Consider the following 13,253-nt stretch of genomic DNA (forward strand, 5'->3'; position numbering starts at 1 on the left):
ATGAGCAAGTTTCGGACGGTGTTCGTCGCCGGCACCATGCAGGGCGCGACTCCGGGCTTCGCGATCCGGGATCAGGGCTATCGAGACGAAATCGGTGACATCCTGCGTGCCTACAATCCCGACATCGAGTGCTTCGACCCGCACCAGGCGATGCAGAGTTTCATCGCGTCGATCGGGATGCCGTTGGCCGTCGGCTATCAGAAGCTCGCCGAGACGGAGGTCGTCGACGAGGCGGAGCTCGACAGCGAAGTGGGTCTGCTGCGGGAGAAGTTCCGGGAATTGACGGCCTACGCGGCCGAGTGCGATCTGTTGGTCGCATTCCTGCCTGGGGGTGTACCGAGCATGGGTACCGCGATGGAGATGTATGCCGCGCACTGCGGTGGCAGCGTCGTCGCCAGCATCACCGAGATGCGGCAGAACCTGGCGGTGCTGTCCACCTCCGAGGTGATCGTTCCCGACCTTCCCGCGTTCGAGAGCTGGCTCGCGACGAAGGGCTGAGCCGGTGGGCAATGCAGTGTGGGGCGAAGCGAACGATTCCGTGAGGCAGGGACCCGAGTGATCAAGATGGCAACGCGCACTGCAATCGCCGCGCCGCGGCTGCTCCTGGGCATCTGGATCGCCGTGGTGGCGATGTTGGGTGTGTTCGGCGCCGGGGTGGCCTCGCACCTCGGCGCGGGAGGGTTCGTCGCTCCGACCGCCGAATCCTCCGTTGCTGCACAGCAACTCGAAGAAGTCTTCGACCGCGGCGGGATGACACTGGTCTTTTCGGTGAAGGCCCGGGACGGGGCGGATTCGCCGACGGCCCGCGCTGCCGGTACCCGGATCGCGGAGGATCTCGCCGGTGATCCGAGGGTGACATCGGTCGTGTCGCTCTGGGGCAACCCCGAACTGGCGATCGCGTTGCGCAGTACCGACGGCTCGACGGGATTGGTGGTCGCCGGTGTGCGGGGCGGTGACAACGACGGTGCCGCCAACTCGCGGGCGCTCGCGGACGAGTACGGCGGTTCCACCGGGGACGTGGAGATCGATGTCGCGGGCGAGGGGATGGTCTACGACTGGATGTCCACCCAGTTGGAGAAGGACCTGCTCCTCGCGGAATCGATCGCCGTGCCGATCACGTTCGTCGTGCTGGTGTTCGTGTTCGGCAGTGTGGTGTCGGCGTTGATCCCGGTCGCGGTCGGGGTGGCGACGATCGTCGCCACGGCAGGCATCCTCAGGGCGATCACACTCGTGACCGATGTGTCGATCTTCGCGCTCAACCTCGCCGCATCGTTGAGCCTGGCACTCGCGATCGACTACAGCCTGCTCATCGTCAACCGGTACAGACACGAACGTGCCGCCGGATTCGGCAGTGCCGACGCCTTGGTCCGGACGATGAGCACGGCCGGACGGACGGTGCTGTTCTCGGGTCTGATCGTCGGGCTCAGCCTGTCCGCCATGGCCCTGTTCCCGCTGTACTTCATGCGGTCCTTCGCGTACGCCGGCGTCGCCGTGGTCGCCTTCGCCGTTCTGGTGACGATGACCGTCACCCCGGCGATCGTGTCCGTCCTCGGTGATCGCCTGGAGATGTTCGCGGTGCGGAAGAGCGCACGGCGGGCCGCCGCCGAACGGCCCGTCGAGCGGTCGGGGTGGTACCGGCTCACGCACCGCGTGATGCGGAACTCGGCGGTGGTGGCTGCGTCGCTCGTCGTGTTGCTTCTCGCCGTCGGCGCGCCGATCCTCGGAATCGACCTCGGGTATCCCGACGAACGGGTCCTGTCGGAGGATGCGCCGCCGCGGCGGGCCGCAGAGCAACTGAGCGCGGACTTCGCCCAGAGTGCTCTCGCGCAGACGCAGATCGTTCTGCCCGAAGGGGCGTCCGTGCGGTCGGAGCTGAACACCTATGCCTCAGGCCTGTCCTCGGTCGACGGGGTCGCGGCGGTACTGGCGCCGGAGGGCACCTACGTCGGCGGGGTCAGGGTTGCGAACGGCGATCCCGGTGCCGTCGCGGGCCGGGCGGCGATGCTGACGATCGCCACCTCGTCCGACGCCCGGGACGACCTCGCGACGATGCTGGCCGATCTGCGCGCGGTGCCGGCTCCCGCTGAGACGCTGTTCCACAGCAAGGAGCAGCACGACCGGGATGCGGTCGACGGGATCATGGGCACACTCCCGTGGGCGCTCGGTCTGATCGCGCTGACGACGTTGTGTGTCCTGTTCGTGCTCACCGGGAGCGTCCTGCTTCCGATCAAGGCACTCGTGATGAACCTGCTCTCGCTCTCGGCGGTGTTCGGGTTCCTCGTCTGGGTCTTCCAGGACGGCCACCTGGGCGGTCTGGGTGCCACGGGCACCGGCTTCCTGGTCGCCATCGTCCCCGTCCTGATGTTCTGCGTCGCGTTCGGGTTGTCGATGGACTACGAGGTCTTCCTCCTCGATCGGATCAGGGAGTTCTGGGTGGATTCGGACCGCACCCGCCGATCCAACGAGGAGGCGGTGGCGCGCGGGCTCGCCCACACCGGCCGGGTGGTCACGGCCGCGGCATTGCTCATGGCGATCGTCTTCGCCGCGCTCGGCACGTCGTCGGTGGCGTTGATGCGCATGTTCGGGGTCGGGATGGCGCTCGCGGTCGTCCTGGACGCCACGGTGGTCCGGGTTCTGCTGGTGCCGTCGTTCATGAAGCTGATGGGGCGGCTCAACTGGTGGGCGCCGGCGCCGCTCGCACGGTTCCACGCGAAGATCCAGGGCCGGAGCCGCCCGGAGAGCAACGACCCCGGCACCGGTATGTCGGGGGGCGCGGCGTCGAGTGGTGACGAGGCTGTGGCGAAGGTGCCCTGACGGACGGGTTTCCGGGCGGACGTCAGCGGGGGATGTGGAAGTCCGTGAGCTCGGCGCGGCCGGCCTCGAGTTCGTGCCAGGCTCCGCGGACCGTCAGCACCACGACGGCGGACGTGGGGAACTTCTCGGCGAGCTGGTGGGCGGCCTCGCTCTCGTGATCGGGAGCGAGCAACAGCGCCGTCCGCGACAGCGTCGGCTCGTGGCCGACGACGAGCAGGGTCGCCACGTCGTCGTCGACGGTGCGGACGGCGTCGATGAGGATGTCCGGGGTCGTTTCGTACAGGTCGTCCCGGAAGTCGACCGGCGCTTCGATCGCAGCTTCGGTCAGCGTCCTGCGGGTGCGCACCGCCGTGGAGCACAGCACTGCGTCGATCGGCGGCTGGTGTGCCCGGAGCCACCGGCCGGCGAGCCCGGCTTCACGTCGCCCGCGCGGGGCCAGCGGACGCTCGTGGTCGGCGACGCCTTCCGGGTACGCGGACTTGCCGTGTCGCAGCAGGATGAGGGTGCGCGTCATGCGTCCCACCGTAGGTGTTCCGACCCGTTGCCGGACGGAGTGGCGATGCCGGATTTGCCGGGTGTCGGCACCTTCGTGACCGTCGCCCGCGCGACCCTGGCGACGGCCCGGACCTCGTCGCCGACGGTGAACCACAGGGAGAGCGCGTCGTCCTCGTGGCGGGTGCGGATGGTCAGCTCGTCGCCGGCGACGACGGGGCGCAGGTGCTCGACCACCGCCCGGTACGGGCCGTCCTGCAGGTCGCTGCGCGCGGCGAGGTGTTCCTCGACGCCGTGCCAGTAGGTCGCGTTGTTGACGTGGTCGAACGGGTCGATGTCGGTGACACGCAGCGGAAACGGCGCGGCGTGGTCGGTGCCGTCGGCGTCGGGGGAGAGCCATGCGCGCCACCGGAGCCGCGTGTCGTGGGCGTGCCGCGCCATGCGCTCGAACAGGGGATCGCTGATGCGGGTGGGGGCGCCGCTGGTCGGGCTGATGTCGATCCAGAATCCCGCGGTGTCGATCAGGGCTCCTTCGCCGTCGGGTTCGATCTCGTCCATCCGCACCCGGATGTTGGCCCATCGCGTCGACAGTGCGTCGCACCACCGGCGCAGCCGCAGGTGTTGCGGGTACCGCGCGGGACGGTGCACGTCGATGACGGTGCGCCGGACGATCCAGAGGGGATCGGTGCCGGTCGCGTCGAGGGCGGCGAGGTTGTCGGTGCCGATGTCCTGGAGATAGCGGGCGATGCCGTCGAGCCGTAGCCGCTGGTTGTTGTCGACGTCGCCGGTGCGGACGGTGCGTTCCGTGGTGTAGGGCGACGCGTCCGCGGGTAGATCGCTGAGCGGTTGTGTCGCCGACGGTGTGGCAGTCGTGTCGGTCCCCATCCGCAGCCCCCTTGCGTTCGTGGATCGCCCGATTCTCGCAGGAGCGGACGTCGTGTGCAGTGTGTCTTGCGGTGTTCGTGGCGAGGCGACTACAGTCGCATTTAACTGTTACGCAGTGTCACATGAAATGCGGCGGCCCGGCCGCCCGGCTCCCGAGGACCCAGACCATGGCCTACGTGATCACCCAGACGTGCTGCAACGACGCGAGCTGCGTGGCCGTCTGCCCGGTCAACTGCATCCACCCGACCCCCGAGGAACGGGAATTCGCGACCGCCGAGATGCTGCACATCGACCCGCAGACCTGCATCGACTGCGGTGCCTGCGCCGACGCGTGCCCGGTCGAGGCGATCTTCCCCGAGGACACCCTGACCCCGGAGCGGGCCCGGTTCGCCGAACTGAACGCCGCCTACTACGCCGCGCACCCGACGCCCGACGGCTGGCTTCCGCTCACACCCACCCCGGCGCCGCCGCGCGATCGCGGCACGTTGCGGGTTGCGATCGTCGGTGCGGGGCCCGCCGCCTGCTATGCCGCGCAGGAGCTGCTCGAACGCTCCGACGTCGAGGTCGAGATGTTCGACCGGCTGCCGACTCCTTTCGGTCTCGTCCGCGCCGGCGTCGCACCGGATCATCCCGGCACCAAGACGGTCACCGAGTCGTTCGAGCGGTCGTTCCGGCGTGACGCGTTCGGACTGCACCTCGACGTCGAGATCGGCCGCGACCTCTCCCACGCCGATCTGCTCGCCCACCACCACGCCGTGATCTACGCCGTCGGTGCCTCCGCCGACCGGCACCTCGGCATCCCCGGCGAGGACCTCCCCGGTAGCCACGCCGCCACCGAATTCGTCGGGTGGTACAACGGGCACCCCGACTACGCGGACCGCACCTTCGACCTCAGCGGAACCACCGCGGTGATCGTCGGCAACGGCAACGTGGCGCTCGACGTCGCCCGGATCCTCACGACGGACGTCGACGAGCTGGCCCGCACCGACATCGCCGATCACGCGCTGGAGGCCCTGCGCCGCAGCGCCATCCGGGAGGTCGTGCTCCTCGGCCGGCGGGGTCCGGCCCAGGCGGCCTACAGCAACCCCGAGTTCCTGGCGCTGCGCGATCTGCACGGCGTCGACGTCGTCGTCGACGAGTCGGAGCTGGAACTCGATCCGGTCAGCGCACGGCTCGCCGCCGCCGATCCCGCCGTCGAGCTGCGCATGCGTCTCGCGCGCGAGTACGCGCAGACCCAGCCGATCCCCTGGCGCAAGCGCATCGTCTTCCGGTACCTGACCTCGCCCACCGAACTGCTCGGCGACGACCGCGTCACCGGTGTCCGGCTCGTACGCAACGAGCTGATCGAAGGGGAGAACGGCACGCTCGTGGCCCGGCCCGCCGGCGACCACGAGGATCTGCCTGCGCAGCTGGTGCTGCGGTCGATCGGGTACCGGGGCGTGCCGGTGCCCGGCGTGCCGTTCGACGAGCGTCGCGGCGTCGTCCCGAACACCGGCGGCCGCGTCGAGAACGGCGTGTACGTCACCGGATGGATCAAACGTGGCCCGAGCGGGGTCATCGGCACCAACAAGGCCTGTGCGAAGGAGACGGTCGCGGCACTGCTCGCAGACTTCGACGCCGGCCGGTTGACCGCACCGGCCGCGGGACGTCGCGAGCTGACGCGCCTGCTCGCCTCGCGCCGCCCGAACCGGGTGGATCTGCGGGGCTGGCAAGCGATCGACGAGGCCGAGCGCGCCGCCGGCCGGGCGCAGGGCCGCCCGCGGGTCAAGATCACCGATCGCGCCCGGCTCGTCGAGATCGGCGCCCGTCGCGGACCGGCCCGGCTGTTCCGTCGCCTGGTCCCGATGTGACGTAGGTCGCCCAGGGACCGTTTTGGGGCCGCCTGACCAGCGGATATGCCGAGCCACGAAAATTAAGTCACTTGGGGTGCGTCGGCGGAACTCGTTACGATCGCGGAACATCGGCACCGCGACTTCGCTGATGAGTCATCACGCGCTTCTCCGACGTCGTCCTCGGCGCGGGTGGGCGTGCACTGTGCCACCTGCGACCCAGGAGAAACACCCATGACACCCCCATCCGAGGGTTCCAACGTCGCCGCGTCCGACGGCAAACTCGACGCTGCCGTACTGAAGATCGCCTCCGTGGTGGTCCTCGGTGCCATCATGTCCATCCTCGACGTCACCGTGGTGTCCGTCGCTCTGCCGACGTTCATGCAGGAGTTCCAGGCCAGCTACGCCACCGTGGCCTGGACGATGACCGGTTACACGCTGGCGCTGGCCAGCGTCATCCCGCTGACCGGCTGGGCGGCCGACCGGTTCGGCTCGAAGCGGCTGTACCTGACCGCGCTCGTGCTGTTCGTCGCGGGCTCCGTGCTGTGCAGCATGGCGTGGGACATCACCTCGCTCATCGCGTTCCGCGTGCTGCAGGGCCTCGGCGGCGGCATGCTCATGCCGCTCGGCATGACGATCATGACCCGTGCCGCCGGCCCGCACCGCGTCGGCCGCGTCATGGCAGTGCTCGGTATCCCGATGCTGCTCGGCCCCATCGGCGGCCCCATCCTCGGCGGCTGGCTGATCGAGTCCGCGAGCTGGCACTGGATCTTCCTCATCAACCTGCCGATCGGCATCGTCGCGCTGATCACCGCATTCGTCGTGCTGCCCAAGGACGAGCCCAGCGAATCCGAGTCGTTCGACTTCGTCGGCATGCTGCTGCTGTCGCCGGGTCTGGCGCTGTTCCTGTTCGGCGTCTCGTCGATTCCCGAGGTCGGGACCGTCGCGTCTCCGCGCGTGCTGATCAACGGCATCATCGGTGTGATCCTGATCGCGGCGTTCGTGTTCCACGCGCTGCGTGCGAAGAACCCGCTGGTGGATCTGCGCCTGTTCCGCAACCGTCAGCTCACCTTCGCGGTGCTCACCATGTCGGTGTTCGCCATCGGCTTCTTCGGCGCGGGTCTGCTGTTCCCCAGTTACTTCCTCCAGGTGCGGGGTGAGACCACGCTGTCGGCCGGTCTGCTGCTCGCCCCGCAGGGCATCGGCGCGATGCTCACGATGCCGATCGCCGGTCAGCTCGTGGACCGGATCGGCCCCGGCAAGATCGTCCTGGTCGGTCTGACCCTGATCGGCGTCGGCATGTCGGTGTTCACGCAGGTCGGCGTCGACACCTCGTACGTGTTGCTCCTCGGCGCCCTGTTCGTGATGGGTATGGGCATGGGCTGCACCATGATGCCGACGATGACCGCGGCGCTGCAGACCCTCACCGACCACAGCATCGCGCGGGGATCGACGCTGATGAACATCGTGCAGCAGGTCGCCGGTTCGATCGGTACGGCCACGATGTCGGTGATCCTCACCAACCAGATGGCCGCTCCCGCCGGTGCCCCCGAGGGCGCCGCGACCCCCGACGCCGACATGGTCGCGCAGCTTCCGCCCGAGGTGCAGCAGTCGATCCTGTCCTCGCTCGCCGACGCATTCGGAACCACCTTCCTCGTCGCGACGTGCGTCATGGTGCTCGCACTGATCCCGGCCGCGTTCCTGCCGCGCACGCGTTCGGAGCACGCCGACCAGGCAGCGCCGGTCGTCGTGCACTGACACCGCACATCCACACACCGCCGGGCGCGGGCAGTGACGCAGGTCGCTGCCCGCGCCCGGCGTCGTCGATAGGCTTTCCGGCGCACATCACGGCGATCGGAACGGAAACGCGAATGAAGACCGAACACCGCGACAGTGGTGCCGTCGGAGGAGCATCGGAGACACGAGCCACGACACCGACCACACTGCCGCGTCGAGTCCTGCTCGGCGGTGCCGGGGCCGTCGCGGCGACCGCGGCGCTCACCGCGTGCGGCGCCTCGGCCGGCGCGGGGGCCGAGGCGGGGGCTGCGGGCGGGGAACTCGTCGCGACGACGACCGCGCCCCCCGGGCCGGACGCGGAGGTCGTCGCCGCGGTCTCGGACGTGCCCGTCGGCGGAGCCGTGATGATCGAAGGCAAGCGTCTGGTCGTGTCCCAGCCGGTCGCCGGCGACTTCCGTGCGTTCGTCGCGATCTGCACCCACTCCGGCTGCAACATCAGCGGCGTCGAAGGGGACGAAATCGTGTGTAACTGCCACGGAAGCCGTTTCCGGCTCGACGGCACGGTCGCGCAGGGCCCGGCGAAGAAGCCCCTGAAGACGCGCCCCGTCGAGGCGCGCGGCACCGATCTCGTCGTCGGCTGAGCCGGGACCGTCGTCTCCGGGGCGGGAGTAGATTCCGACGCAGACGATCGGAGCGCCCATGGATCCTGAACGGTTCACCGTCGATCGCCGCACGGTGCTGATCGGCGCCGGGATCGTCGCCGCCGCGGCAACCGCAGCGTGCGGCAGCGCAGGTACCGGCAGCGGCGGCGCCACCACGACGCGAGCCGGTACCCGGACCGAGGCGTCCCGCACGTCCGCCGCACCGGTCGGGCCGCTCGTCGCGGTCGACAGTGTCCCGGTCGGCGGCGGCGTGGTGTTCCCCGTGCCGGAGATCGTGGTCACCAGGCCCACCGACGGTGAGGTCCTCGCGTTCAGCGCGGTGTGCACGCATCAGGGCTGCACGGTCGCCGACGTCAGCGGTGGCACCGTCAACTGCCCGTGTCACGGCAGCAAGTACAACCTCGACGGCACGGTCGCGCACGGGCCCGCAACCCGTTCGCTGCCGGGCAAGACCACCGAGATTCGCGACGGTCAGGTGTACGTCTCGTAGCCGGGAACCGCCTCGCCGTGCCCCGGCGCCGCTAGTGTTCGTATCTGTGACAGCACCCCGACGGGACTGGCGGCCGCGCGCGCTGCGGGAGGGAACCGAACCCGACCCGCGGTTCACCCTCGCCAACGAACGGACCTTCCTGGCGTGGATCCGTACGTCGCTGGGCATCATCGCGGCCGCGGTCGGGCTCGAGACGTTCGGGGGCGACGTGGTGAGCACCGCGGTCCGCACGACCGTGTCGTGCGTGTTGCTGGTGTTCGCCGCTGTTCTGGTCATCGGCGCGCTGATCCGCTGGGTGCGCGTCGAGGAAGCCATGCGCACCGAACGCCCCCTGTCGCCGCCCTGGGCGGCGTTCCTGCTGGCCGGGATGCTGGCCGTCGCCGCCGTGGTGTTGACGGTGGCGATCCTCCGATGAGCCGGTACACCACCCACGACGATCCCGGGCTGCAGCCCGAACGCACCAGCCTCGCGTGGCTGCGCACCGCCGCCGTGCTCGGTGCTGTCGCCCTCGGATTCATGCGCTTCACGCCGGGGCCGGACGTCGCGATCGTCTCGATCGGATTGCTGTGCCTGACCCCCGCGCTGTACCTACTGATTACCGCCGGTCACGGCCACCGTGCGCGGGTCCGGCGATTCGCAGCCGGGACGGTCGCGCATCACTGGTGGCGCAACCTCACCGTCACCGTCGCGGTCGCGGTGCTCGCCCTCGCGTCGGCGGTCCTGATCGCGACGAGCGGATAGAGCCTGCCCTAGCGCGAGAGGTCGATCAACCGCGCGCTGCCCTGCGCCGCCGCGCACACCTTCTCGGTTCCGTCCTCGGCGACCGCGACGATCTCGCACCGGCACAGCGCCTGCCGCTTCGTCGATTCGACGACTGCGGCCTCGGCGCGCAGCAGCACACCTTTCGCCGGCCGCAGATAGTCCACCGTGAAACCGGTTGTGACGATCGACGGGCCCAGGACCGTGCCCGCCGCGAACGTGATCGCGTTGTCCGCCGCGTACGACAACACCCCGCCGTGGACGAAACCGAACTGCTGCAGCAGTTCCGGACGGATCGGAATCTCGAGTACCGCACGCGGCGGCGCGTAGGCGCTCAGGCGCGCACCGACCAGGACACTGAACGGCTGGGCGGCCAGGACGGCGGCAGCGGCGTCGAAAGCAGCGGCGTCGAAAGCAGCGGCGTCGAAATCCTGGGTTTCCATGAACGGCAGTGTGCCCTATCCGAGCTACCCGAGCGGGTGGACCAGCACGACCCCGGCCAGCGCGATCGCCGTGACCCACACCGTCGCGAATCCGGCGAGGGCGACAGGGCGCCAACCGATCCCGCGGAGCATGTCGAGGCGCACGCCCGTGCCGAGCGCGAACATCGCGGCCGCCAGCAGCGCGACCTGCACCGAATGTGCGGTTTGCAGGACGGTCGTGGGCAGCATCCCGGTCGCGCGGAGCGCGGCGCAGGCGAGGAACCCGACGAGGAACAGCGGAACCAGCGGCGGTCTGCGGGTGTCCGCCGGTGTCTCACCGCGGCGCCGGGCCGCGATCCCGACACCCGCGGCGACCGGCGCGAGCAGCGCCACCCGCGCGAGTTTCACGGTCACCGCCACCGTCAGCGCGCCTCCCGCCGCCGTCGTGGTGTCCAGGGCACCTCCCACGGCGACGACCTGCGCGACCTCGTGGACGGCTGCACCGGCCCACATCCCGGCCTGCGTGCCGTCGAGTCCGAGACCACCCGCGAGCGCCGGCAGCAGCGGGATCATGGCGGTGCCGAACACGACGACGAGAGCGACCGTGGTCAGCAGCTCGCGGGTGCGCGCGGAGATCATGCCGTCGACGGCGGCCGCCGCGGCCGCCCCGCAGATCGAGAATCCGCACGCGATGAGCAGGCGCTGGGTCCAGCCGAGTCCGAGCCGCGCGCCGAGCCACAGGGTGCCGGCGATGCCGAGCGCGACCACCGCGACCGCGACGGCGAGAGTGCCCCATCCGAGCGCCAGGACGTCGGGGACCAGCAGTTGTAGTCCGAGCAGCGCGACACCGACGCGCAGCAAGTTCTTGGCGGCGACGGCCGTTCCGGGCGCGAGCATCCGGGTCGCCGTCGCGCCCTCGCGGCGCAGGACGGTGTTGGCCACTGCGACCCCGAGCAGGATCGCGACGAGCAGCGGGGCGACCCCGACCGCGCGGCCGAGACCGAGTGCGACTGCTGCGCCCCCTGCGCACAGCAGCAGGCCCGGGGCGGAGGCGGGCAGACGCAGCGCGGGGGCCGCGGGCACGGTGATCATGCATTCGATGATTTCGTTCGGCGGGCCTCGCGACTAGACCCCGAAACCGCATGACGACATATCGAATCGATATGAGTAGGGGGACGGACATATCATTCGGTCATGACCGACTGGCCCGACCTCACCGCGCTCGAGCTCCTCGTCGGCGTCGACGACCACGGCAGTCTCGGGGCCGCCGCGCGTGCCGCCGACATCGCGCAACCCAACGCGAGCCGGTCCCTGCGACGGCTCGAGCAGCAACTCGGCACCGGGCTGGTGCGGCGGGGACGCGCCGGATCGTCGCTCACCCCAGAGGGAACCGTCGTCGCGCACTGGGCGCGGGAAGCGCTCGACGACGTCCGCAAACTCCTCGACGCCGCCGACGCGCTGCGCGTCGAGCGGCACGCCGAACTGACCGTCGCCGCCAGCATGACCGTCGCCGAACACCTCATCCCGCGATGGCTGGGCCGGTTCCGGGCGGTGCGCGACGACGTGCAGATCCAGCTGCAGGTGCACAACTCCATGCAGGTGTGCGACGCGGTCGCGGACGGTCGCGTCCACGTCGGATTCGTCGAGGGGCCCACCGTGCCGGAGGGGTTGCACAGCGTCGAGGTCGCCCGGGACCGCCTCGTCGTGGTCGTCACCCCGGACCATCCGTGGGTACGGCGCCGGCGCCCCGTGACCGTGGCGGAACTCGCCGCGACCCCGCTCGTGGTGCGGGAACAGGGCTCGGGCACCCGGCGCACCCTGGATCTCGCACTCGAGGAGTACGACCGGCCCGCCCCGCTGCTCGAGCTGGGCAGCGGCGCCGCGGTGCGCACCAGCGTCCTGAGCGGTGTCGGCCCGGCGGTGCTCAGCACCCTCGCCGTTGCCGACCACCTCGCGTCGGGAGAACTGCGGGTCGTCGAGATCGAGGGGCTGGACCTGTCCCGCACGCTGCGCGCGGTGTGGCGTCCGCCGCGCGCGCTGGCCGGCCCGGCGGGGGAGTTGGTGCGCATGATCGTGCGGACGCGGGCGTCGTGATCGCCGGCGAAACAACCGCCGACGGATAAGACAGCAGCGCGGTGCATCACCCGCGCGACCCGCACGGGGTTCATATGCGCGACCCGCGCAGTGCCCCCACCCCGGCCACGATCACCAACGCGATCCCCACCGCCGCCGGGAGGTCGACGAACTGCCCCAGCACCACCGACCCGGCCAGTGCCGCCGCCGCGGGCTCGAGGGCAATGAGAATCGCGAACACCCCCTTCGGCAGATCACGCAGCGCGCGGATCTCCAGCGAGTAGGGGATCACCGAGGACAGCATCGCCACCCCGAAGCCGGCGGCGAGAATGCCGGGGGACAGCAGTTCGGTACCGCCCGCGGCGACGCCGAACGGCAGCACGGCCACCGCCGCGACCGTCGTCGCCCCGGCGAGCGCCGCCGTTCCGGCCAGGTTCGTCGCGACGTGCGAACCCGCGACGATGTACCACGCCCACCCCGAGGCCGCGACCAGCGCGCACGCGACACCGAGCGGGTCGAGCGCCGCAGAGTCGAACCCGTTCCCGCCGACGCCGAGCAACACCACACCGGCGAGCGCGAGCAGCACCCACAGCCCGTCCCGGAGACGACGCGACAGCACGGCCGCGAGCGTCAGCGGCCCGAGGAACTCGATGGTCACGGCGACGGCGAGCGGCAGCCGCGCGATTGCCTCGTAGAAGAACGCGTTCATCACCGCCAGGCTCGCCCCGAGCGCGAGCACCCCGCGCCACTCGGCGCGCGTCCACCGCCGCGCCGCCGCGCGCGTCGTCGACCGCGCCATCGACGCCGGCCGGGCCACCGCGCACAGCACGATTGCGCCGATGACCAGGCGCAGGGTGACCGTGCCGGCCGCACCGACCCGATCGAACAGGGTGCTGGCGAACGCGGCACCGAACTGGATCGACAGCACGGATCCGAGAACCGCGGCGACGGGTACCGCGCGTCGCGCCGGCTCCGGGTATCGCATGTGGCCTCCACTGTCCGACGCTCCCTGCGAACCCTAACCAGCGGTCGCCGGCCACGCGCGACAAAAAACAATCACGAATGCTTGATTTCTGGCGGACGGCGTGTG

The 13,253-nt window shown here is 70.4% G+C and carries 14 protein-coding genes; 9 read left to right on the top strand and 5 right to left on the bottom strand.

Translation table 11 applies throughout. From position 1 onward, the window contains the following. Both ACWDUD_RS13115 and ACWDUD_RS13120 read left to right on the top strand, forming a co-directional pair. Entirely contained in the window at positions 1 to 498 is a 498-nt protein-coding gene (locus tag ACWDUD_RS13115; protein WP_248676091.1) for a hypothetical protein, read from the top strand. A 66-nt stretch (positions 499 to 564) separates the two neighbouring features. Next, positions 565 to 2,814 (top strand): MMPL family transporter, encoded by a 2,250-nt coding sequence (locus ACWDUD_RS13120; protein ID WP_248676092.1) that lies wholly within the window; start codon positions 565 to 567, stop codon positions 2,812 to 2,814. 22 nt (positions 2,815 to 2,836) lie between these two features. On the opposite strand, the gene ACWDUD_RS13125 is transcribed toward ACWDUD_RS13120, so the two are convergent. Together ACWDUD_RS13125 and ACWDUD_RS13130 are read right to left on the bottom strand one after the other, a co-directional pair. Beyond that, entirely contained in the window at positions 2,837 to 3,328 is a 492-nt protein-coding gene (locus tag ACWDUD_RS13125) for a SixA phosphatase family protein (protein WP_248676093.1), read from the bottom strand. Further along, positions 3,325 to 4,191: an acyl-[acyl-carrier-protein] thioesterase gene (locus ACWDUD_RS13130; RefSeq protein ID WP_450109613.1), complete on the bottom strand. Its 867-nt coding sequence runs from the start codon at positions 4,189 to 4,191 to the stop codon at positions 3,325 to 3,327. Before ACWDUD_RS13130 ends, ACWDUD_RS13125 begins: the two co-directional genes overlap by 4 nt. A gap of 167 nt (positions 4,192 to 4,358) precedes the next feature. Here ACWDUD_RS13130 and ACWDUD_RS13135 point away from each other — a divergent pair, with 167 nt between their 5' ends. The 6 genes from ACWDUD_RS13135 (at position 4,359) to ACWDUD_RS13160 (ending at position 9,650) form a co-directional block, all read left to right on the top strand. Next, entirely contained in the window at positions 4,359 to 6,041 is a 1,683-nt protein-coding gene (locus ACWDUD_RS13135; protein WP_248676095.1) for an FAD-dependent oxidoreductase, read from the top strand. A gap of 213 nt (positions 6,042 to 6,254) precedes the next feature. Continuing rightward, positions 6,255 to 7,778 carry a DHA2 family efflux MFS transporter permease subunit gene (locus ACWDUD_RS13140; protein WP_248676096.1) on the top strand — a complete coding sequence of 508 codons (1,524 nt, stop codon included), beginning with the start codon at positions 6,255 to 6,257 and terminating at the stop codon, positions 7,776 to 7,778. 113 nt (positions 7,779 to 7,891) lie between these two features. Continuing rightward, complete coding sequence (locus ACWDUD_RS13145) at positions 7,892 to 8,398, top strand: QcrA and Rieske domain-containing protein (protein WP_450109614.1); 507 nt, start codon at positions 7,892 to 7,894, stop codon at positions 8,396 to 8,398. 58 nt (positions 8,399 to 8,456) lie between these two features. Then, positions 8,457 to 8,909, top strand: coding sequence for a QcrA and Rieske domain-containing protein (locus tag ACWDUD_RS13150; RefSeq protein WP_248676199.1), 453 nt, complete (start codon positions 8,457 to 8,459; stop codon positions 8,907 to 8,909). 46 nt (positions 8,910 to 8,955) lie between these two features. Continuing rightward, entirely contained in the window at positions 8,956 to 9,324 is a 369-nt protein-coding gene (locus tag ACWDUD_RS13155) for a YidH family protein (protein ID WP_197251443.1), read from the top strand. Further along, a complete protein-coding gene (locus tag ACWDUD_RS13160) occupies positions 9,321 to 9,650 on the top strand; it encodes a DUF202 domain-containing protein (RefSeq protein ID WP_197251444.1) in 330 nt (109 codons plus the stop codon). Before ACWDUD_RS13155 ends, ACWDUD_RS13160 begins: the two co-directional genes overlap by 4 nt. Before the next feature lie 8 nt (positions 9,651 to 9,658). Here ACWDUD_RS13160 and ACWDUD_RS13165 read toward each other — a convergent pair whose 3' ends face one another. Together ACWDUD_RS13165 and ACWDUD_RS13170 are read right to left on the bottom strand one after the other, a co-directional pair. After that, the gene (locus tag ACWDUD_RS13165; RefSeq protein ID WP_248676202.1) at positions 9,659 to 10,111 is read right to left on the bottom strand and encodes a PaaI family thioesterase; all 453 of its coding nucleotides are present in this window, start codon (positions 10,109 to 10,111) and stop codon (positions 9,659 to 9,661) included. Positions 10,112 to 10,135: 24 nt separating this feature from the next. After that, entirely contained in the window at positions 10,136 to 11,182 is a 1,047-nt protein-coding gene (locus ACWDUD_RS13170; protein WP_450109615.1) for a YeiH family protein, read from the bottom strand. 102 nt (positions 11,183 to 11,284) lie between these two features. On the opposite strand from ACWDUD_RS13170, the gene ACWDUD_RS13175 reads away from it, so the two are divergent. Next, positions 11,285 to 12,184, top strand: a complete 900-nt coding sequence (locus tag ACWDUD_RS13175) for a LysR family transcriptional regulator (RefSeq protein ID WP_450109616.1) — start codon at positions 11,285 to 11,287, stop codon at positions 12,182 to 12,184. A 70-nt stretch (positions 12,185 to 12,254) separates the two neighbouring features. Here the strand turns inward: ACWDUD_RS13175 and ACWDUD_RS13180 are convergent, their stop codons facing one another. Then, positions 12,255 to 13,148 (bottom strand): EamA family transporter, encoded by an 894-nt coding sequence (locus ACWDUD_RS13180; protein WP_197251447.1) that lies wholly within the window; start codon positions 13,146 to 13,148, stop codon positions 12,255 to 12,257. Between the last annotated feature and the right edge of the window lie 105 nt (positions 13,149 to 13,253).

The sequence above is a fragment of the Rhodococcus sp. NPDC003382 genome (assembly GCF_053589135.1).